The organism is Brasilonema bromeliae SPC951, from assembly GCF_012912135.1.
Taxonomy (GTDB): domain Bacteria; phylum Cyanobacteriota; class Cyanobacteriia; order Cyanobacteriales; family Nostocaceae; genus Brasilonema; species Brasilonema bromeliae.
The window spans coordinates 1-18,259 of record NZ_QMEB01000116.1; the positions used below are offsets into that span (position 1 = coordinate 1).

At 42.1% G+C, this 18,259-nt stretch carries 24 protein-coding genes and 1 pseudogene; 20 read left to right on the top strand and 5 right to left on the bottom strand.

Annotated features, from left to right (window positions below; translation table 11 throughout):
- Positions 1 to 27 precede the first annotated feature (27 nt).
- The 7 genes and pseudogenes from DP116_RS15595 (at position 28) to DP116_RS15625 (ending at position 2,970) form a co-directional block, all read left to right on the top strand.
- A complete protein-coding gene (locus DP116_RS15595) occupies positions 28 to 402 on the top strand; it encodes a hypothetical protein (protein ID WP_169156061.1) in 375 nt (124 codons plus the stop codon).
- Between the two features lie 149 nt (positions 403 to 551).
- Complete coding sequence (locus DP116_RS15600; RefSeq protein WP_246275644.1) at positions 552 to 770, top strand: nucleotidyltransferase family protein; 219 nt, start codon at positions 552 to 554, stop codon at positions 768 to 770.
- Between the two features lie 261 nt (positions 771 to 1,031).
- Positions 1,032 to 1,220: pseudogene (locus tag DP116_RS29345) on the top strand (HepT-like ribonuclease domain-containing protein); the annotation flags it as partial.
- Between the two features lie 352 nt (positions 1,221 to 1,572).
- Complete coding sequence (locus DP116_RS15610; protein WP_169156062.1) at positions 1,573 to 1,782, top strand: hypothetical protein; 210 nt, start codon at positions 1,573 to 1,575, stop codon at positions 1,780 to 1,782.
- The gene (locus tag DP116_RS15615) at positions 1,779 to 2,045 is read left to right on the top strand and encodes a type II toxin-antitoxin system RelE family toxin (RefSeq protein ID WP_169156063.1); all 267 of its coding nucleotides are present in this window, start codon (positions 1,779 to 1,781) and stop codon (positions 2,043 to 2,045) included. The genes DP116_RS15610 and DP116_RS15615 overlap by 4 nt, the downstream gene beginning before the upstream one ends.
- A gap of 227 nt (positions 2,046 to 2,272) precedes the next feature.
- On the top strand, positions 2,273 to 2,509 hold the full coding sequence (locus DP116_RS15620) for a hypothetical protein (RefSeq protein WP_073635623.1): 237 nt from the start codon (positions 2,273 to 2,275) through the stop codon (positions 2,507 to 2,509).
- Positions 2,506 to 2,970 carry an HNH endonuclease gene (locus DP116_RS15625; RefSeq protein WP_169156064.1) on the top strand — a complete coding sequence of 155 codons (465 nt, stop codon included), beginning with the start codon at positions 2,506 to 2,508 and terminating at the stop codon, positions 2,968 to 2,970. The genes DP116_RS15620 and DP116_RS15625 overlap by 4 nt, the downstream gene beginning before the upstream one ends.
- A 234-nt stretch (positions 2,971 to 3,204) precedes the next feature.
- Here DP116_RS15625 and DP116_RS15630 read toward each other — a convergent pair whose 3' ends face one another.
- On the bottom strand, positions 3,205 to 3,879 hold the full coding sequence (locus tag DP116_RS15630) for an Alr2735 family protein (RefSeq protein WP_169156065.1): 675 nt from the start codon (positions 3,877 to 3,879) through the stop codon (positions 3,205 to 3,207).
- 478 nt (positions 3,880 to 4,357) lie between these two features.
- Between DP116_RS15630 and DP116_RS15635 the strand changes: the two genes are divergently transcribed.
- From DP116_RS15635 to DP116_RS15650, 3 genes are all read left to right on the top strand, one after another.
- A complete protein-coding gene (locus DP116_RS15635; protein ID WP_169156066.1) occupies positions 4,358 to 4,882 on the top strand; it encodes a peptidoglycan-binding domain-containing protein in 525 nt (174 codons plus the stop codon).
- 314 nt (positions 4,883 to 5,196) lie between these two features.
- Entirely contained in the window at positions 5,197 to 5,715 is a 519-nt protein-coding gene (locus tag DP116_RS15640; RefSeq protein ID WP_211173291.1) for a PM0630 family protein, read from the top strand.
- A gap of 498 nt (positions 5,716 to 6,213) precedes the next feature.
- A complete protein-coding gene (locus DP116_RS15650; RefSeq protein WP_169156068.1) occupies positions 6,214 to 7,377 on the top strand; it encodes a phosphoserine transaminase in 1,164 nt (387 codons plus the stop codon).
- Between the two features lie 114 nt (positions 7,378 to 7,491).
- Here DP116_RS15650 and DP116_RS15655 read toward each other — a convergent pair whose 3' ends face one another.
- Positions 7,492 to 7,947, bottom strand: coding sequence for a GFA family protein (locus tag DP116_RS15655; RefSeq protein ID WP_169156069.1), 456 nt, complete (start codon positions 7,945 to 7,947; stop codon positions 7,492 to 7,494).
- Positions 7,948 to 8,855: 908 nt separating this feature from the next.
- On the opposite strand from DP116_RS15655, the gene DP116_RS15660 reads away from it, so the two are divergent.
- A complete protein-coding gene (locus DP116_RS15660; protein WP_169156070.1) occupies positions 8,856 to 9,155 on the top strand; it encodes a hypothetical protein in 300 nt (99 codons plus the stop codon).
- A 754-nt stretch (positions 9,156 to 9,909) separates the two neighbouring features.
- On the opposite strand, the gene purH is transcribed toward DP116_RS15660, so the two are convergent.
- Positions 9,910 to 11,484, bottom strand: a complete 1,575-nt coding sequence (purH, locus tag DP116_RS15665) for a bifunctional phosphoribosylaminoimidazolecarboxamide formyltransferase/IMP cyclohydrolase (RefSeq protein WP_169156071.1) — start codon at positions 11,482 to 11,484, stop codon at positions 9,910 to 9,912.
- 173 nt (positions 11,485 to 11,657) lie between these two features.
- Here purH and DP116_RS15670 point away from each other — a divergent pair, with 173 nt between their 5' ends.
- From DP116_RS15670 to coaBC, 9 genes are all read left to right on the top strand, one after another.
- Positions 11,658 to 12,185 (top strand): hypothetical protein, encoded by a 528-nt coding sequence (locus DP116_RS15670; RefSeq protein WP_169156072.1) that lies wholly within the window; start codon positions 11,658 to 11,660, stop codon positions 12,183 to 12,185.
- Entirely contained in the window at positions 12,172 to 12,783 is a 612-nt protein-coding gene (locus DP116_RS28585; protein WP_211173292.1) for a hypothetical protein, read from the top strand. The genes DP116_RS15670 and DP116_RS28585 overlap by 14 nt, the downstream gene beginning before the upstream one ends.
- Positions 12,784 to 12,959: 176 nt before the next feature.
- On the top strand, positions 12,960 to 13,184 hold the full coding sequence (locus DP116_RS15680) for a DUF433 domain-containing protein (RefSeq protein WP_169156073.1): 225 nt from the start codon (positions 12,960 to 12,962) through the stop codon (positions 13,182 to 13,184).
- On the top strand, positions 13,181 to 13,513 hold the full coding sequence (locus DP116_RS15685) for a DUF5615 family PIN-like protein (RefSeq protein ID WP_169156074.1): 333 nt from the start codon (positions 13,181 to 13,183) through the stop codon (positions 13,511 to 13,513). Before DP116_RS15680 ends, DP116_RS15685 begins: the two co-directional genes overlap by 4 nt.
- A 170-nt stretch (positions 13,514 to 13,683) precedes the next feature.
- Entirely contained in the window at positions 13,684 to 14,016 is a 333-nt protein-coding gene (locus DP116_RS15690) for a DUF433 domain-containing protein (RefSeq protein ID WP_169156075.1), read from the top strand.
- A gap of 6 nt (positions 14,017 to 14,022) precedes the next feature.
- A complete protein-coding gene (locus DP116_RS15695) occupies positions 14,023 to 14,376 on the top strand; it encodes a DUF5615 family PIN-like protein (RefSeq protein ID WP_169156076.1) in 354 nt (117 codons plus the stop codon).
- Positions 14,377 to 14,616: 240 nt separating this feature from the next.
- The gene (locus DP116_RS15700) at positions 14,617 to 15,249 is read left to right on the top strand and encodes an alpha/beta hydrolase (RefSeq protein ID WP_169156077.1); all 633 of its coding nucleotides are present in this window, start codon (positions 14,617 to 14,619) and stop codon (positions 15,247 to 15,249) included.
- A 179-nt stretch (positions 15,250 to 15,428) separates the two neighbouring features.
- The gene (gene isiD / locus DP116_RS15705) at positions 15,429 to 15,641 is read left to right on the top strand and encodes a protein IsiD (protein WP_048867923.1); all 213 of its coding nucleotides are present in this window, start codon (positions 15,429 to 15,431) and stop codon (positions 15,639 to 15,641) included.
- Positions 15,642 to 16,844 carry a bifunctional phosphopantothenoylcysteine decarboxylase/phosphopantothenate--cysteine ligase CoaBC gene (coaBC, locus tag DP116_RS15710; protein WP_169156078.1) on the top strand — a complete coding sequence of 401 codons (1,203 nt, stop codon included), beginning with the start codon at positions 15,642 to 15,644 and terminating at the stop codon, positions 16,842 to 16,844.
- Between the two features lie 57 nt (positions 16,845 to 16,901).
- Here coaBC and DP116_RS15715 read toward each other — a convergent pair whose 3' ends face one another.
- Together DP116_RS15715 and DP116_RS15720 are read right to left on the bottom strand one after the other, a co-directional pair.
- On the bottom strand, positions 16,902 to 17,897 hold the full coding sequence (locus tag DP116_RS15715; RefSeq protein WP_169156079.1) for a DUF4351 domain-containing protein: 996 nt from the start codon (positions 17,895 to 17,897) through the stop codon (positions 16,902 to 16,904).
- A 180-nt stretch (positions 17,898 to 18,077) separates the two neighbouring features.
- A partial coding sequence (locus tag DP116_RS15720) for a WD40 repeat domain-containing protein (protein WP_211173293.1) occupies positions 18,078 to 18,259 on the bottom strand: 182 nt, incomplete at its 5' end.

Below are 18,259 nucleotides of genomic sequence, written 5' to 3' on the forward strand. Positions count from 1 at the left end.
GGTTAGCTTATGTACGGACTGGCTACCGTGATTCAGCTAACAACGAATCGCACCACCTCACAGTCTGAATCCACCCGTAGGCAAGCGGCAGAAAGCTTAGAAAAGATTTTGCCAACAGATCAGATGGCGAAAGTTGTCATTGCCTTGTATGAGTTCAAACCAAACGAACAGCGTTGCAAAGTCATCTGGCATTGCACTCAAAGTATGTCCTACCCAGATTTTTATCAAGCTTGGCATCATCGCTCTTATATGAAATTAGCAATGAAGTTTGCTCGATATTATTGGTGGCAAATTGCTTTGTACTTGTTCTTAGGGCTATCAATCTTTGCTTTAGTTCGCTTCACAGTTTCACATAACGTGAATAATCCTCCTCATATCCAGCGACAGCAGCAAATTCGTTAACTTTGATAAACCAGCGCTCAACATTTACAATTCTATTTCATCCATTCAACCTAATTTGCTAGAACATAAGGAGACTTCTTCATTTCATCCCCGTCACCAAAATTGATCTGAACACAACTTTTGATAAGTTTGGAGTAAAACTTTTGAAGATGAAAACGTTGGAGGAAATTAAGCAAATTCTCAGACAGAGTAAACCGCTGTTGCAGGAGCAGTTTCATATCACGCAGGTAGGCATCTTTGGTTCTTACGCTCGTGGAGAACAGACACAGGAGAGTGATGTTGATGTACTCATTGACTATGATCGAGCGCCTACCTTATTTAAGCTGGTAGAGCTACGCGATTATCTCAGTAGTGCGATCTGCGCGTAGCGCAGCAGCGAAGCTATCGGTATGAAGGTTGATATAGTAACGCAAAACAGTTTAAAGCCAAGAATCCGGGAGCGAGTGTTATCGGAAGTCGTTTATATATGACTAAACGACAACTCTGGTGAATTTCTCCAAGACATATTGGATGCTATTGCGGACATTGAAGCGTTTACAGACGGGATTGATTTTGAGACATTTCGAGTCAACCGTGAGAAAATTTTAGCTGTTGTGAAGTCAATCGAAATCGAATGAGAGGCAGTCAAGCGAATTCCCGACGACATCCGCAGCCAGCACCCTCAAATTCCTTGGAAGGCGGTGGCTGGAATGCGAGATGTGTTAGTGCATGAATATTGGGGAATTGATGTAAATGTTGTCTGGGCAACAGTTCAGGAAGGATTGCCACCTTTAAAAGCAGTGATTGTTGAAATCACGAGAAACTTACAGAATACTTAGAATGCTGAGGCTTTCCGTTGTTTGAGCAGATAAACTCGTTTTGCCAATCGCGCTCAATCAACGTATTGGTAAACTCAGATCTTGCACCATAATTTTCGTCCGTCAAGAAATAAATTTCGGAGGCTCAAAGTTCAAGTCCGTTAAAACTGACTGGGTAAGTCTTTTAGTCCGTTTTAACGGACTTGGATTATTAGCCTTGAACTTGAGTTCAAGGCGTACTATGGGTGAGGTGCAAGATCTGAGTAAAACAGAGTCAGAGGTGATGCGGAAGCAGCCGCTAGGCGATCGCCCAAAGGGCGTGTGTTAGTTGGGCGTGTGTTAGTATCAGTCGCAAGAGATGCTTGGAGGGTATATGGCTGAAATTTCCCTAGATGAGAATAAACTTAAGGAACTCTTGAAAACCGCGATTCTGGAGGTAATTCAAGAACGAAAAGAGGTATTTTCTGATTTATTCGCAGAAATTATAGAAGACATAGCCTTAGAAAAGGCAATCAAAGAAGGTGAAAATACTGAGTCAGTCAGCCGAGAAGCAATTTTTAAAATTCTGGATAGGCAAGGATGAACGTAGAGTTCAGAAAAAGCTTTGAGAAAGATTTAGGAAATATTCGGGAAGACACATTACTTCAAAGAATAAAGGCAGTCATTGAAGAAGTAGAGATTGCCGAAAAACTTGGAGATGTCAGTAATCTGAAAAAACTCAAAGCTGACGGTGACTATTATCGCATCAGAATAGGAGATTACAGAATTGGCATTACGCTAGGGGAAGATGTAGTCATTTTTGTAAGAGTCTTGCATCGAAAAGATGTTTACAGATACTTTCCCTAATTTGAGCAGAGAAACTCGTTTTGCCAATCGCGCTCAATGAACGTATTGGCAAAGGAGAGTTAGAGGCGATGCGGAAGCACCGCTTATGCGAGTGCGCGAAGGCGCACGCTGCGCGAACGCCTTACTGGAATCCTTCGGCGTGACTTCTCGTCCTAATTCGATAGTTAATCGCCACATAACCTAATTCCACATATTCTATGATGGAGCAAAGCAATAGCTATAACCCTATGACTCCAGTAGTAATTAAACCCTCATCCTGGCTAACGACTGGTATTCGAGTCGAGAAAGTCAACAATCTCAATCTTTTCAAATTTACTGAAGAACTCGGTTCACGTATGCAAGAACTTCTGGATAAGAAAAAAGCTGATTTACTGACGCCAGAAGAAGCCGCTGAACTGGAAGCTATTGGAGAATTAGACATGATTTTCAGCTATATTAATGCTATAACTGCATCCCAGTCGTGACTATTCCTAATAGTATCCAAGAATTTATACGCCAACGCGCTGATTTTCGATGCGAATACTGCCATTATCCTGAATTTCTCAGTACATCTCCCCTGACAATCGACCATATAATGCCGAAGTCTTTGGGGGGTTCCGACGATACAGATAATTTGGCTTTAGCCTGTCGTCGCTGTAATGAACGGCACTATAACTTTATAATTGGAATAGACCCTCAAACTCAGCAAGAAGTCTCCTTATTTAATCCCCGTCAGCAAAATTGGTCTGAACACTTTATCTGGACAGCAGACGGTACTAAGATGATCGGCATCACACCTACAGGTCGAGCTACTTGTAACCGACTGGATTTAAATGATGAGCGTCGTGCTGATCGCTTTATCCAAAAATCTCGGCGACTTTGGGCGCAAGGTGGTTTTCATCCTCCCCGTCAAGATCCGCAGCAAGTAAGCGACATTAACCAATAATATCAAACCTGGAGATACTTTCGCTGATTTGAGGAGATAAACTCATTTTGCCAATCGCGCTCAATGAAGGTATTGGCAAAACAGAGTCACAGGCGATGGGAAACTGCCGCTTGTGCGAGTGCGCGAAGGCGCACGCTGCGCGAACGCCCGCAAGGGCTCGACTCTTCTGGGAGTATCGCCTAAAACCAAGATCCCCGACTTTTGCCAGAAGTCGGGGATCTCGTTTGTGCATGACTAGTTTTTTTCCACAACTGTCAGCCGCCCTTCTTTATAGGCTTGTCGCAGCGCTACAGCTTCAGCCACAATATGCTGTGCGCTCAACCCCTCCTCATCTATCATCTTTTGTAAAGTCGTCCCAGTTCGCTCATCTGTTTCGTGAATTGGTGGAATTTGGCAGTACCTCCCGCCATTCTTTGTGCGCCGCCAAATACTTGGTTTTTCAGGTTTGTCTTCTTTAGGAGTGCGCGGTTCTCTCATCAAAGAACGTACAGCTTCTTGGGTGATTGCAGTTAAGTCTAAAAGCTTATCTATAATTTGTTTGTACTTATTGCTATTATGAGCTAGTTGATACACAGTGCTTGGTTCAATTTGTGCTAATTCTTGGGGCGAAAACTTTTGAAATGCTGCTGCAATCTTGAGATATTTTTTTTCTTCACCCTTCCAACCATAGTCAATAAGTAATCTTTTATATTCTCTCACAGAGCGCTTCTGTTTTTGCTTGGCTAACCAAAAGGCATGACGCAAAATTGTTTCAGTGGCATCAGCAAGCATTTGGAAAGAAATACTATCATCCACAATGCTTTTGAGCACAGTAGCTCTTTCTTCTAAATATTGTTGGTCGAAGTCTGATTTTGCAATTGCTTGTTTGTCATCTGGGATTGCAATTGCATTCTTCAGTGGTGTCATCATGGTACTCAATAATACTGGATTTTTAGAAGTTCATTGTGTCCTATGGACATAGAGACAAGAGCACAGTGCCTTCACAGGAGATTGTCCATGTGAAAGCACAGCGCAACTGGCGATTCTCTCATAGGAGCCGTCCTTTTGGAAGCATCGCCAAGACCAAAATTTCTTACTATAGAACAATTGTACTATTTTTTTTGCAGGAGTAATCGCCAAACATACTCATCTTTTGGAAGATATGATGAAAATTAGATACATCCAAAACTCTGTTGACAGAGGGGTAGTCATGCATATCTTGGAATACTCCGCAATCTGCTAGTAGTTAAGTCGCATAACTGAAGTTGGTCGATCCTAGCAGAAAAATATTGGTCTCCACTACTGGTGTCAAAAAAAAGAATTCTTTCTTCTGACGTAGTTATGTTAGGGAACTTTAACGATTCTTTTATGAGTCCTTAATATATGCTTACATATTTAAAGAGACATTATGGTTCTATCTATTACAGTTCAATCCCCTACAAAGAAACCAACCTTACAATTTGGTGCTTGTGGTCAAATTGTTAAAGATATGCAGAAAGCCTTAAATCGGCGGCTTGCTCAACTAGATATTGTATCAGTATCTCCTTTATCGGTTTCTACCGTAGGTTACTTTGATCACCAAACCAGAGATGCTGTGAAATACTTGCAGTGTCTTGCTTTCTTAACTATAGATGGGATTGTGGGACAACAAACTTGGGCATATTTGTCCAACGGATTTGCTGGCTTGCCAATACTAAGTTTTGGCAGTACTGGAAGTGTTGTGAAAGCTGTTCAAGAACCTTTAAAAGTTGGTGGCTACTACTTTGGTGCCATTGATGGTATTTTTGGAGCAAAAACTGAGGCTGCAGTCCTGGCTTTTCAAGCAGAACACTGTTTAGAAAGCGAAGGTATCATTGAAGCTTTGACTTGGAATGCATTAAGCAAGTTAGATAGCCATGGCTCTCATTGCAAGATTAACGCATTTCGTGGGTAGTGAAGTACTAACGACCTTCTGTTTTTGGAATTTGGAATTCCAAGAAAAATATTTTTTAATTTTTAATTGATAATTTGGAATGAGGGCGCAGCAAGAGTCATGTTATCTGGTGCGCTCTTGTTATCAGGGAACAGGGAACAGGGAACAGGGAACTCTTAACGCTTAACTTTTAATAAGAAAGAATTCAGTCTTAACTGTCTTCCAACTTCCGACTTCCACTCTTCCACTTCTTGACAGTAAAAATGTCAGCATTGTATCTGAAAAAAGGATGTTGATTCATATATGAATTAACAAGTCCTTTTTTAGAAAAGCTGATGCAAATGAAAAATTTGGCTTACGGTATAGTACTGTCATCTTGCTGGCTAACATCATGGGTTGTATCTTCTTTAGCTGTCAATAACGTTGTATCTTCCAATGAAATCAATACTAAAACGATTGCTATTGAAAAAGCCGAGTTTGGGGTTTTAAGAGACGATCGCGACGGTAAAATGTCCTTTCTGCCCACAACAAAAGTGCCACATCAAGAGGGAAAACGGTACGGATGGCGTATTCAGCTTAAGGACAACCAAAATGAAGTGACATGGAAAGAAGTCCTTCGATTACCGAAACTTCCAGAAACTTGGAGTACAAGTAGTGGTGAAAATTTTGTCATATCAACTGATGGGATGGAAGCAGTGACAAAGCGCACACAGTCGGCAAAAAAAGGAGTCATTGAGAACTTTTGGACTGTTGCTTCTGGCGATCCTACTGGTAAACATACGATCGCAGTCTACATTGATAACCGTCGCATTGGTTTTTTTGAGTTTGAGCTTGTTTCCCCGAAGAACAAGTAACAGTTATCTGTTATCAGTTAGGTTCGGACTCAGATGATTTCTTGAATGAGTGTATTCTTTTTACAATACGCGCGTTGCATTTATACGTATCACTTCACCCCGCCCTGATGGGCACCCAGGTTTATGTAGGCGATCGCAATAATGTTCATACACCAATGCTGGTTTTAGTCGTGTCAACCCCCCAAGGTTGTATTTACTTGTCATTTCCATTGCTGCCCACTTTTCCATTCACCCTATCCTTGGCGTGTGCTCTGTGTGCCGCAAGCATACACGAACGGGCATGAGGTTATGATCTGTCTAAAACTTGATAAGTCTCAAAGAAAACTTCTATTGATATCAATCGGTCTCAAAAGAAACTTTAGTTGATTGCCAGCAAGCATCTATATTATGTGTAGGAGTTGAGAAATTTTGACTGTTGACCTGAGTACAAAGCAAGGCGTAAAGTAGTAGCGAGTTACGACCTTCCAGTAGGTCGCATCTATAACTGAAGTACCTTGTATGTCACCACATCTTACTCCTCCAACAACAAAGCCACGAGTTCCTAATTTCTCATCTGGTCCTTGTGCGAAACGTCCTGGCTGGTCTGTTTCCAAGCTGGAAAATGCTTTCGTAGGTCGTTCTCACCGTTCTGAGGATGGCAGATCTCGTATAAAAGAAGTCATTGAGCGCTCCAAAACAATTCTCGGTGTTCCTGCTGATTATCGCTTGGGCATTGTTCCAGCTTCCGATACAGGCGCAGTGGAAATGGCACTATGGTCGCTGTTAGGAAAGTACCCCCTTGATATCTTGGCGTGGGAAAGCTTTGGTTTGGAATGGGTTAAAGATGTTGTAGACGAACTGAAGTTGCCTAATCTCAACGTTCTCAAGGCAACTTATGGCAGTTTGCCAGACCTCAACCAAGTTGACTTTAGTCATGACGTGGTATTTTTGTGGAATGGCACGACATCAGGTGTTAGAGTCCCTAATGGCGATTGGATCAAAGATGACCGTCAAGGTCTGACCATCTGCGATGCCACTTCTGCCGTTTTCGCGATGGAAGTACCTTGGCAGAAGTTGGATGTTGTGACTTACTCTTGGCAAAAAGTGCTAGGAGGAGAAGCGCAGCATGGAGTTATTGTGCTTTCACCCCGCGCCGTTGAACGCCTGGAAAGTTATCAACCTACTTGGCCCATTCCGAAACTCTTTCGCTTGGCACAAAAAGGCAAGTTGATTGAAGGAATTTTCAAAGGGGACACAATTAACACACCATCAATGCTGTGTGTGGAAGATGCGCTTGATGGATTACTTTGGGCAGAAAGTATTGGTGGACTTCCTGGCTTGATTCGTCGCAGTGAGGCAAATCTAGCAACCATTGCCCGTTGGGTTGAGCAAAGTGATTGGGCGGCTTTCTTGGCCCAGAAGCCAGAAACCCGTTCTTGTACTTCGATTTGCCTCAAGATTGTTGATGATTGGTTTACAGGCTTGAGTCCAGAGAAGCAAGCAGAATCCGCTAAAAAAATAGCGAAACTTCTCCAAAAGCAAGAAGTTGCTTATGATATCGCATCCTACCGTTCTGCACCGCCAGGAATCAGGATTTGGGGTGGGGCGACAGTAGAAACGACAGATATTGAAGCGTTGCTACCGTGGTTGGATTGGGCATACGCGACTGTTAAACAGGAGTAAGAAGAACACAGAACGCAGAACACAGAATATCCCCATCAATTCTCTTGATTTTATTCTGAGTTCTGACAACTGAGTTGGTGAGTTCTTGTTCGGTAGGAACAGCTTTTCATGGTTTCATGAATGCTGTTGGGCCCATTTCTCCCACAAAAGACGCACATCTGCTGGTTGTCTCTCATAATTGAGCATCTGGTCTGAAATTATCACCCACGGCTGAGCGCTACTTGTCCAAAGGTTACCTACAGGGCGTAACCAACTTGTGTCATCTAGCGTTCCGGCTTTGATGTTGATAGTTTCTCGATTATAAGTCCGTTCATGGAACAATCGCGTTCCGCAGTCGTCGCAGAACAGGCAAGTTACCTCACGTCCACTATCGGCTTTACGTGTCCAAGCCTTCGGTTGTCCTTGGGTAATGACAACAGCATCTCGTGGTACAGTGAGGGACATTCCAAAAGCGCTGGAAGATTGTTTCTGACATTCCTTGCAGTGGCACAAATAGAGAGTCAACGGTTCAGCACGGATTTCATAGCGAATTTGTCCACATTGACAGCCGCCGGTATAGGTCGTGTTCACAGCTTTTCTCCTCCTTGCTATTCACTGCTGCCTGATTGTACCCAAAGCTGCTCTTATCTTGAAGTTAAAAAATCTATGCTTATTTTTCCGGAATTGGTATTCATCTGGTGGTAGATATTATTAACCTAACCACTTATATCTGAACTTCTTATATTGAGCCAAAGGGGAGATAACTCCCTGTCTATTATTAAAGCCCAGTCGTTATGACTGGGCTTTTGGCTATGGACTGATGCAATGATTTTCCCTGACCACAACTAGGGGCATAGGGGAGTGGGGGTGTAAGGGTGTAGGGGCTTATCATTTAGGACTGCCATAGCGTGTAGCTGCTTCTGAAAATAGGCTCATTTTTTGAGTTTCAACGCAAATACAAGCACTTCACTGTTCGCCCACGCTTTATTGCTCTTTCTTTTTACGTAGTATTCTGCTAAAATAAGTTATATAAAATACTTCATTGTACTGAGGAGGGTTCCAGTTTCTAGTGTCACTTTCTTACATACATTTATTCATGCATGAATGATTTATCCTGTTAGCTGCAAGATATGAGCCTACAAAAGCTCTTCACCCCCTTGTTCTCACTTGTTGAGGCTTGGTGCAAGATGTGAACTTTGGAACCCGGAGGATGAGGCGACTGATAGAACCAAAACTGATTCAGTGGCGATTAGGCGTATGGAACAGCGGTACGCTTTGCGCTTAGCAAGCGTCCCAAGGGCAATTGCTAACACTGAATAAAGAGGTAAAAATATCCGAATAGCTTGTACAGCAATCCTTTGGAAAAAGATACAATCAATTAACAAAGGAAAGCTTAAAGCATTCAAGGAATTTGAAAAAAAGAAGCAACGGCAGACCGCCAATCCGAACGTTGCCTCTCTAATTTCTGTAAAACCCATTAGAAATGGATTTCCACAACTATGGTAAACCAAATTGTAGACATTGTAGATAGTCTGAGTTACCCAGAGCTAGCCGGACTTCTCACGGCTTGTGGGTATGCTATTCGAGAGCAAACGAAACTTTCTAGGGCTTTGCTTGAACTCAGTTTTGAAATTTCTAAACTGCATGATAAAAAAGGCTTTTTTAATCCTGAATATCAGGATGTGGTGAACGATATAGACTTAGCACTTTTGGCCGGTTTGTGTGCTGTAAAATTGACTCAGATGGCTACAGTGATTGAGGAAATAAATCGAAGATATCATGAAGTTTTTGTAGATTAACAAACGAATACCCCGTCCTTAAGGACGGGGTTTATCCTTATAAGGATGAACATTCGTATCAAATTCAGTCAAAAAACTGAGGTACGGAAAAGCTAACATTTTGTCATCAAAACAAATCTACTAATTGATGCCAAGTTTCTAGAAACTTATCAAACCGAAATGATTAAATCAGTGAACAGCTACCGTAGCTATTCACTGATTTAAAACGCTGTCCAAGATTGTCTAATTTATCAATGAACGGCATAGTAAAGGATATTTTGAATTTTAAATTGCTTAGCACTATCCTACTGATCTCAAAGATGCAGAAGAAGCTCACCCGTAGCGACTTGTAAAAACGAGAGCTTGATCACCCAACACAACTAAAAAGATAACAAAAAGCACTCAGGAGTGTTACCGTGTTTCCACCCTAAGCGCTTTTTGTTTTACACTTGCTCCTCACACACACTCCTAGAAAATAACATTGACTTTATCAAAGAGCAAGTAACCTAGGTGACACTTTGAAAACTGAACCTTCTGTGTTCCGTTCAGCAAAGCAAAAAGCGCCTGAACGTCTGGCCGTGTTTCGACTTCAAGCGCTTTCTGTTTTCAACTTACTCCTCACACTACATAAACAATATCACGAGTTAAATGAGATCACAAATCTAATGGGTGACACTTCAGCAACTGCTCTACTGTCTTAAGACATAGAGTCTGAATCTTTTTCTATGTCTCTTGGGTTACTTCTAAGTTGACATCCCTCTTAGGAAAGAGATTTTTAATGTAGGAAGTGACGGATACCCGTGAACACCATGACTAAACCCAGTTCATTAGCAGCGAGTATGGAATCTTGATCTCGCAAACTTCCCCCTGGTTGCACAATAGCCTTAATTCCGGCTGCGGCTGCTGTTTTGACTGAATCATCAAAGGGGAAGAATCCATCGCTGGCAAGAATTGCTCCTTTGGCTTTTTCCCCAGCTTGTTCTAAAGCAATTTTAACTGAGCCAACACGGTTCATTTGACCTGCACCCACACCTAAAGTTGTGCGATTGCGCAACGCGCAGACGCCTAAAGGCGTATCGCCACTCACAACAATCGCATTAGACTTAACGTGCTTGCAAACTTTCCAAGCAAACAGCAATTCTTCTAACTCATCATCACTTGGTTTCTTTTCGGTGACGATTTGCCATGTACTGGTGTTGGCTACCGCGTCATCTGAAGCTTGCAGGAGAAAACCACCTGCAATGACTTTTACGGTTTCTTTCGGTCCACTCTTCAAGTCTGGGAAAATTAATACTCGCACTTTTGATTTAGCAGCCAAAATTTCTTGTGCTTCAGCATCACAACTTGGTGCAACCACGCATTCTAAAAACGTCTTTGTTAACTCAGTAGCAGTTCCCGCATCAATCGGACGGTTTAGTGCAACAATTCCACCAAAAGCAGAAACAGAGTCAGCGTTGAATGCTTTTTGGTAAGCTTCTTGAATGCTATGTCCTAAAGCGACACCACAGGGATTCGTATGTTTGATAATTGTTGCTGCTGGTGTCTCGGTGAATTCAGAAATAATCCGCCGTGCGGCTTCTAAGTCAACCAAGTTATTGTAACTGAGTTCTTTGCCTTGAAGTTTAGTAGCAGCTGCCCATCCAGTTGAAGTTGTACCAGTTTCATACCAAGCTGCACTTTGATGAGGATTTTCGCCGTAACGGAGAGATTGTAGTTGTTTTCCCTTAAGGGTGTATTGTTGAGGTAATTCTGCTTCTTTGCTAAGGTTCTGACTCAGGTATGCGGCGATCGCCTGATCATAGCTAGACGTATGCAAAAATCCCTTTAAGGCACACTTTTGCCGAAACTCCAGAGATGGTTCGCCAGCTGTGATGCGCATTTCCTGTAAATATTCTTCATACTGCGCTGGGTCACATAGAATTGTGAGATGGGCAAAGTTTTTTGAAGCAGCCCTGAGCATAGCAGGACCACCGATATCAATTTGCTCGATCGCCTCAGCTAAAGTCACACCTTGTTTTGCGATCGTCTCTTCAAAAGGATAAAGATTCACCACGACTAAATCAATCGGGCGAATTTGGTTATTTTCCAAGTCTGCTACATCTTCGGGTACATCGCGCCGTGCTAAGATCCCGCCATGTATCCGAGGATGCAGCGTTTTGACTCGACCACCTAAAATTTCTGGAGAACCTGTGTAATCAGCAACTTTTGTAACTGGTAGCCCTGCATCTTTCAGTGCTTTGGCTGTTCCTCCACTGCTGATAAATTCAAAGTCAAATTCTTCTACTAAGCTACGGGCAAGGTCGATTAATCCTGTTTTATTAGATACACTCAGCAGTGCTAGACGCGCCATATTTTCTGGGTTCCCTTTAGTGTAAATACAGTTAGTGCAGATACATATTGTATAAACCGCAAGGGCACATAGACGCAAAGCGGCTGAAGACAAAGCATTGCCTGGAATACAATAACTGTCTCAGGTTGCATGGTGCTATACTGAACGTTGGCTTACCTAAATAGAGGTAGGAGATGAAGGATACAGGACTAGAGCAACAGAAAAAGATCACCGTATTACGCGATCAGTCTCCAAGCGGAGCACTGGTAAAGCGTGATACTGGATTTGATATTGAAGTATATAAAGAAGTTTTAAGTGATCGCTTCATAGAAGCAAGAACAGTAGACGAATATGAAAAGCTCCTTGTATTGAGACAAAGAGTTCAAGAATTAGACATAGAAGTTAGACGATTAGACTACGCAGAGAGATCAGCAGAAATTCAGCTTCAACAGGCTCAGCAGAAAGCTCTCCTCCAACGCGGGCAGCAAATTGTAGCTATTATAATCTCTATTGCTGCTGGGCTTTATCTGCTACAAACTCTTCCCTTAGCGGGTCTATTATTCTTGATTCTGGGCTTAGCAAAACCGTTAGGCTATTCTTTGGGAGAAATAGGTAATTTCTTAGATAGTTTAAAGGGTTTTCCAAAAGACTCAGATAAGCTTTTGTCTGATGGAAAAGAACAAAGAGATCAAGCTGAGGAGTCTAGAGATGCAAGACCCTAAATTAGACATGATTAACGTATTTAAGCTTGAGAAACGGCTTCAGTTACTTGTTGCAATTTATATCTCACTAATTCTGCTTGTACTAACTTTTGTCTTGGTCAGGATTCCAATGACTAGTGATTTACAGCAGGCTTTGATAATTATTTTAGGCTTGATTACAATAGCCACTATTGATGCATTTAGAAAAGTACTGGGCAATACTTCATCATCATCTTTAGTGAACGAATTTAAGCAAATTATTGTTCAAGATGGAGGTTCTTATGTTGATGGAAATGTTGATGGAATCGATAAGCGTATCAATGTTGAAGGCAATTACGTAGCGAGTGGTGCTATTAATTATGGGTATGAAAAAAAACAAAATCTTGCTGAAGCTGCTGCTGAAATTCAGGATTTGCTCCAACAACTAGAGAAATCTAATCCTACCGCTAGCGAAGCTGAAAAAGTTGCATATGTTGATGAGGAAATTGAGCCTGATCTAAAGTCGCGTTTAGTCAAAGCATTAAAAACTAGTGGTGAAGTCGCTATCGAGAGTTCATTGGATAGTCGCTATATCGATATCATCAGAGCTATTATTAAAAGCTGGTCATCTTCAGAATAGTTCAACAGCAAGCCCACCATAAAAGGTGGTACGGTTCTGGTTGATGACATTTTGTAACCTTAGGCAAAAGTATAAGCGACGCAAACAAGCTTTAGCGGTGTACGATGTTCGTGATTGGGAAACAAAACTTCTCAATATGATGGATGTAAGCGAATATTTTTACCAACTGTCACGTTATGGATTACCAAGACATCATTACAATTGAGCCTGGAAAGCGCAGTGGCAAGCCGTGTATTCGGCGAATGCGAATCACCGTGTACGACATCTTGGAATATCTGGCAGGTGGGATGACTGAAGCAGAAATTTTGGAAGATTTTTCTGAACTCACCTTAGAAGATATCAAAGCTTGTCTTGCTTTTGCAGCTGATCGTGAGAGAAAGTTGTTTGTGGCATCCCTGTGAAACTGCTATTGGATGAAAACCTATCAGACCGAATCATTCACAGGATTGTCGATTTGTATCCTAATTCTGAGCATGTCAAAACTTTAGGACTGACAAATACTGATGATACAGTTATCTGGGAACATGCAAAGGCGGATGATTTTGTGATTGTTTCCAAAGATTCTGACTTCCATCAGCGCAGTTTACTTTATGGTCATCCACCCAAGTTTATTTATCTTCGTATTGGTAACAGTCCAACATCGAAGATTATTCAAATATTGAGAGATAATTTTGATACGATCACTCAATTTAAAAGTAGCGAAACGGAAAGTATTTTGGTGTTGATGTAGTGTGGAACCGCCGCATAACAACCTCCTTGCACCCGAGCCTCGAAGGTTATTTGTGAGTGTCTGAGGTTACTTGCGCCGGGTGAAACGGAACATTAGGCTGCTTCGTTTCTGGGTTGGGGCAGTATTTCAAATTAGTTTGTCAGAGTTCAAGAGGAAGGTATTAATTTGATATGACATTAGCTATTTTAGTTGAACCTACGCCCCTAGAAGTTGATGCCAATGGTGTTGTAAGAGTTGGAGAAACTCGTGTAACTCTAGACACCGTTGTAACAGCTTTTCTTGAAGGGGCTACAGCAGAAGAAATTGGTGAGCAATATACTTCGCTGCAACTCTCAGATATTTACTCAGTCCTTGGTTACTACCTGAGACATAAAGCTGAAGTTGATGCATATCTCTTAGAACGTCAACGTCAAGCAGCAATGATCCGACAAGAAGCTGAACAACGTTTTAACCCAGTTGGAATACGTGAGCGTTTACTGGCTAGACGAAGTCAGCACGGGTAATTCAAAATGGTACGATTCCTAGCTGATGAAAATTTCAATAATCAGATTGTTCGTGGTGTTCTTCGGCAGAGTCCTAGTATTGATATTTTGCGTATTCAAGATGTTGACTTATCGGGAGCCAATGATCCGACTGTTCTAGAATGGGCAGCCCAACACAGGCGCGTTGTTCTAACTCATGATGTTGCCACGATGATAACCTTCGCTTACGAAAGGATTCAAGCAAGATTATCTATGCCTGGATTATTTGAAGTGAGCCGTCGTGTCTCAGTAGGTCTAGCCATCGAGGAGATTATACTGATTGGTGAGTGTAGTCTTGAGGGAGAATGGGAAGGGCAAGTAAGGTTTCTTCCTCTTCGGTAAAAGTAGCAGCAAAACGCCACCTAATAACCGTGTTGCAGCGGACAGAAGAGATATATTGGTAGAGATACAAAGGTTGTCTACCGCCGCTCAATTGTGCCGTTATGCCAGTGGAGTCCTTAGTTTTGCTGATGCAAAAATTTTTTTCTTGTCATTCCATACTTTTTATGCTTGACTGTCCTTTGTCCTTAGTCATCTGTAATGACTAAGGACTAATGACCAATGACTAATGACTCATAACTAATGGCTAACACTCTAGAATTTATCAGTGTACCTCCAAAAACAGGGCAACCACCAAAGGGTTTAATTGTTACTTTACACGGTTGGGGTGCCAATGCTGAAGATGTGGCGTCTTTATCGCGGTTTTTTAATTTGCCAGATTATCAGTTTCTGTTTCCGAATGCACCTTTTCCTTATCTTAATTCTTCTGTTGGAAGAGCATGGTATGACCTTCGGATGGAAAATATGTATCAGGGGTTAGTAGAAAGTAGGCAGCTACTAACAGGTTGGTTGCAATCTTTAGAAAATAACACTGGTGTGCCTTTGTCGCGGACAATTTTGAGCGGATTTTCTCAAGGTGGAGCTATGACTTTAGATGTAGGATTAAAGTTACCTCTGGCTGGTTTAGTTTCTTTAAGTGGTTATTTACATCAAGATGTAGAAAGTGTGAAAACACAAAATATGGTGTCTCTACCACCCGTTCTCATTATGCATGGCAGACAAGATACAGTTGTGCCATTACAAGCTGCTGTTTCAGCACGGAAAACTCTTGAATCTCTTGGGGCGGCTGTAGAATACTATGAGTTTGACATGGGTCATGAAATCCGACCAGAAATGCTAGAGTTGTTACGAAATTTTGTTGTTGTCAATGCATAAATACTCGGAATTTGTCTTTGTTTAGTTGGGGGTACCAAATTTTTACGCATTCTCTTAGAAATCCGAAAAATTTTCACGAAATTATCGCTCGCAAGTGAGTAATATATATTGGGTGGCTGCGTCAAGCGCAACTCAACCCATGCTGGATGCAAATGCTGCTAATGGGAGGGGCAAGCACTATGAAAACTCTAAGCATTTCTAAGAGAGAAATTGCTACTATCACTCCACAAGAGGTGGAAGTGTTAGCTACACGTCTGGAGCAGGATAATTACAGTAATGCTTTTGAGGGTTTGAATGATTGGCATTTACTGCGAGCGATCGCCTTTTCGCGTCCAGAGTTAGTTGAATCATACATTCACCTCTTGGATTTAGAACCCTACGATGAGGCGTAGATGTTTCAGAAGAAACGGGTTCTGATTGCAATAGGCGGCGGTATCGCCGCCTATAAAATCTGTGAGGTTGTTTCCACTTTGTTTAAAATTGGAGTGGAAATAAAAGTTATTCTCACTAATTCAGCACAAAAGTTTATTACGCCTCTGTCTCTGGCAACCCTTTCCCGCCATCCAGCTTATACAGATGAAAATTTTTGGCAATCAACTCACTTTCGTCCATTACATATTGATTTAGGTGAGTGGGCAGATTTAATTGTGATTGCACCTCTAACAGCAAATACATTAGCAAAGTTGGCTTATGGTATGGCTGACAATTTGCTCACAAATACTGTTTTAGCTTCCACTTGTCCCATACTGCTAGCACCAGCAATGAATACTGATATGTGGGAACAGCAGGCGGTGCAGCGCAATTGGCAACAGGTATTGACAGATGGTCGATATCATGGTATGTGTACAGGGTTGGGGTTATTGGCGTGCGATCGCGTCGGTGCTGGTAGAATGGCAGAACCCCCAGAGATTATTACTTATGTCCAATCCTTGTTACACACCGCCGGGAAGCGAGATTTAGTAGGTAAGAAGGTGTTGATTAGTGCTGGGGGAACACGAGAGTATCTTGACCCAGTAAGGTTTATTGGCAATCCTTCCACAGGGAAAATGGGGTTAGCTTTAGCACAAGCAGCACTGCACCGGGGAGCAAGCGTGACATTGGTACATAGTCCGGCGAGTTGGGATGTACCATTAGGAGTGCAAGCAATCTCTGTTGTGAGTGCTGACCAAATGCGAGCAAGTATGGTGGAGTACTTACCGAATGCGGATATGATTATCATGTCGGCGGCAGTGGCGGATGTCAAGCCACGGGAATACAGTCAACAGAAGTTGCCAAAAAAATTGCTTCCGCAAGCTTTACCTTTGGAACCAGTACCGGATATTGTTGCAGAATTGGCACGTCTCAAACAACCACATCAACAATTAATTGGGTTTGCAGCACAGACAGGGGATATTGTCACACCAGCGTTAGAGAAATTGCACAGTAAAAATCTGGATGCGATTATTGCTAACCCTATAGATGAACCGGATAGCGGTTTTGGAAGTGATAATAATCGAGCCATATTTTTGGATAAGCAAGGACAAAGAATAGAAATTTCTCCTTGTTCCAAATTACAAATGGCTCATCATATTTTTGATGTGTTGGCAAAGAAATAACGAAAGGAACTGACAAGTCACCAAAAATGCGATAACTTCGTTAAGCTGCGAAGATCGCTAATTTTCAGTTTCATTAAGATGTGCTTGTAACCAATTTAGCAAGTCACCCACTGCTGTAAAATCTAATAAGGCTTCGGCAAGTGCCTCTAACTCTTCCAGTGACAGAGCCTGTATTTGCTTTTTAACCTCTTGAGGTAACTCTCCTACTCGTCTTTGTAGTAGCCGTAGAACGAGTTCTTGCTGTCCACGTTCGTAGCCAATGCGCTCACCTGTGGTAATGTAACTCATAGTACGCTCCTGCTCCGCAGTTGCTACAACGCGGGGAACCCGCGCAACGCACTGCTCTTCAAACTCCTTAAAATCTTGCCAAAACTCTGCTTCTAATGCTTTTGGTAAAATCATAACCCAATCCACAAAGCGGTAAAGGTTACGAATATCTTTTTCTGCTAAACCTAGTTCATACAATCGGCGAATTAAGCTAAATTTCCAAGTTTTGCGTTCTCTTGGCTTTTTACTGGTCTGCTGTGTTTTCAAATGTGCCATGACAACCGTTGCAAAAGGATTATCGCTCTTCTCTAATTCCGTCCAACGGTTTTGATAATCGAGAAGTTTGATGGTTCCAAATTTAAAATGCAAACTAGTATCGGGATAATTATAACTGTATTGATTTGGTCGCCATGTCAGGTCTGTATCACACAAAATCGCTAAACTAATGGCTGGTTTGGCAAATCTGTCAAAAATTCGTAGGTTGTAGGAAAACATTCTTTCTGCAAAGTCATCTTCCGGTTTAGCCTGGACTTCGACATGGATTAACAGCCAAATTTCTTCTCCTTGAATTTGCCAAACTTTGACCAATTTGTCTGCGTATCTTCTTCCTTGTTCGGCATTGCGGGCTATTTGCTGGAATTCCTTATCAAGAAATTCATGGGGACGTTCCCAATTAATTAATGCAGCAGTTTGAGGGAAGAAGAATTCCATTGCTTGGGGAAAGTAGGCTTCTAAGATTTCTTTCCACGGTGAATCATTATCGACCCTTTCACGTTCGGAGGTCATGAATTAGCTTGGCTTTATAGTACTGGTGTTTCAATTATCAAGCTTACGGACTTGATATCACAATCAATAACCCGAAAAATGCGATAAGCCTCTGGCTAAGAGTTGTGCGTATCGCCGTTGCAGCTGCTTTGCAGCATCGCCTAAGCGCCCTACGCCCCTTCTCCCTTCTCCCCTACTCCCTCATTTACCCGGACACAACTTCTTGGGCAACTCATCACGGGTAGCGAGGTATTCTTTTAGATAGTTGCAACCCCGTGCTAGTAAATCATCTAAATCTAAACTCCACAATTTGATGGTCTTGTCATAACTTCCAGAAGCTAAAGTTTTGCCATCCGGAGTAAATGCCACGCCCCAGACAATAC

What these genes read in the sequence shown, in the direction of transcription:
- DP116_RS15715 (WP_169156079.1), bottom strand. Translation starts at nt 17,897, where the DNA reads ATGACCTCCGAACGTGAAAGGGTCGATAATGATTCACCGTGGAAAGAA.
- DP116_RS15690 (WP_169156075.1), top strand. Translation starts at nt 13,684, where the DNA reads ATGACATTAGCTATTTTAGTTGAACCTACGCCCCTAGAAGTTGATGCC.
- DP116_RS15630 (WP_169156065.1), bottom strand. Translation starts at nt 3,879, where the DNA reads ATGATGACACCACTGAAGAATGCAATTGCAATCCCAGATGACAAACAA.
- DP116_RS28585 (WP_211173292.1), top strand. Translation starts at nt 12,172, where the DNA reads ATGCAAGACCCTAAATTAGACATGATTAACGTATTTAAGCTTGAGAAA.
- DP116_RS15615 (WP_169156063.1), top strand. Translation starts at nt 1,779, where the DNA reads ATGAACGTAGAGTTCAGAAAAAGCTTTGAGAAAGATTTAGGAAATATT.
- isiD (WP_048867923.1), top strand. Translation starts at nt 15,429, where the DNA reads ATGAAAACTCTAAGCATTTCTAAGAGAGAAATTGCTACTATCACTCCA.
- DP116_RS15700 (WP_169156077.1), top strand. Translation starts at nt 14,617, where the DNA reads ATGGCTAACACTCTAGAATTTATCAGTGTACCTCCAAAAACAGGGCAA.
- DP116_RS15620 (WP_073635623.1), top strand. Translation starts at nt 2,273, where the DNA reads ATGACTCCAGTAGTAATTAAACCCTCATCCTGGCTAACGACTGGTATT.
- coaBC (WP_169156078.1), top strand. Translation starts at nt 15,642, where the DNA reads ATGTTTCAGAAGAAACGGGTTCTGATTGCAATAGGCGGCGGTATCGCC.
- DP116_RS15635 (WP_169156066.1), top strand. Translation starts at nt 4,358, where the DNA reads ATGGTTCTATCTATTACAGTTCAATCCCCTACAAAGAAACCAACCTTA.
- DP116_RS15650 (WP_169156068.1), top strand. Translation starts at nt 6,214, where the DNA reads ATGTCACCACATCTTACTCCTCCAACAACAAAGCCACGAGTTCCTAAT.
- DP116_RS15640 (WP_211173291.1), top strand. Translation starts at nt 5,197, where the DNA reads ATGCAAATGAAAAATTTGGCTTACGGTATAGTACTGTCATCTTGCTGG.
- purH (WP_169156071.1), bottom strand. Translation starts at nt 11,484, where the DNA reads ATGGCGCGTCTAGCACTGCTGAGTGTATCTAATAAAACAGGATTAATC.
- DP116_RS15600 (WP_246275644.1), top strand. Translation starts at nt 552, where the DNA reads ATGAAAACGTTGGAGGAAATTAAGCAAATTCTCAGACAGAGTAAACCG.
- DP116_RS15680 (WP_169156073.1), top strand. Translation starts at nt 12,960, where the DNA reads ATGGATTACCAAGACATCATTACAATTGAGCCTGGAAAGCGCAGTGGC.
- DP116_RS15610 (WP_169156062.1), top strand. Translation starts at nt 1,573, where the DNA reads ATGGCTGAAATTTCCCTAGATGAGAATAAACTTAAGGAACTCTTGAAA.
- DP116_RS15695 (WP_169156076.1), top strand. Translation starts at nt 14,023, where the DNA reads ATGGTACGATTCCTAGCTGATGAAAATTTCAATAATCAGATTGTTCGT.
- DP116_RS15660 (WP_169156070.1), top strand. Translation starts at nt 8,856, where the DNA reads ATGGTAAACCAAATTGTAGACATTGTAGATAGTCTGAGTTACCCAGAG.
- DP116_RS15670 (WP_169156072.1), top strand. Translation starts at nt 11,658, where the DNA reads ATGAAGGATACAGGACTAGAGCAACAGAAAAAGATCACCGTATTACGC.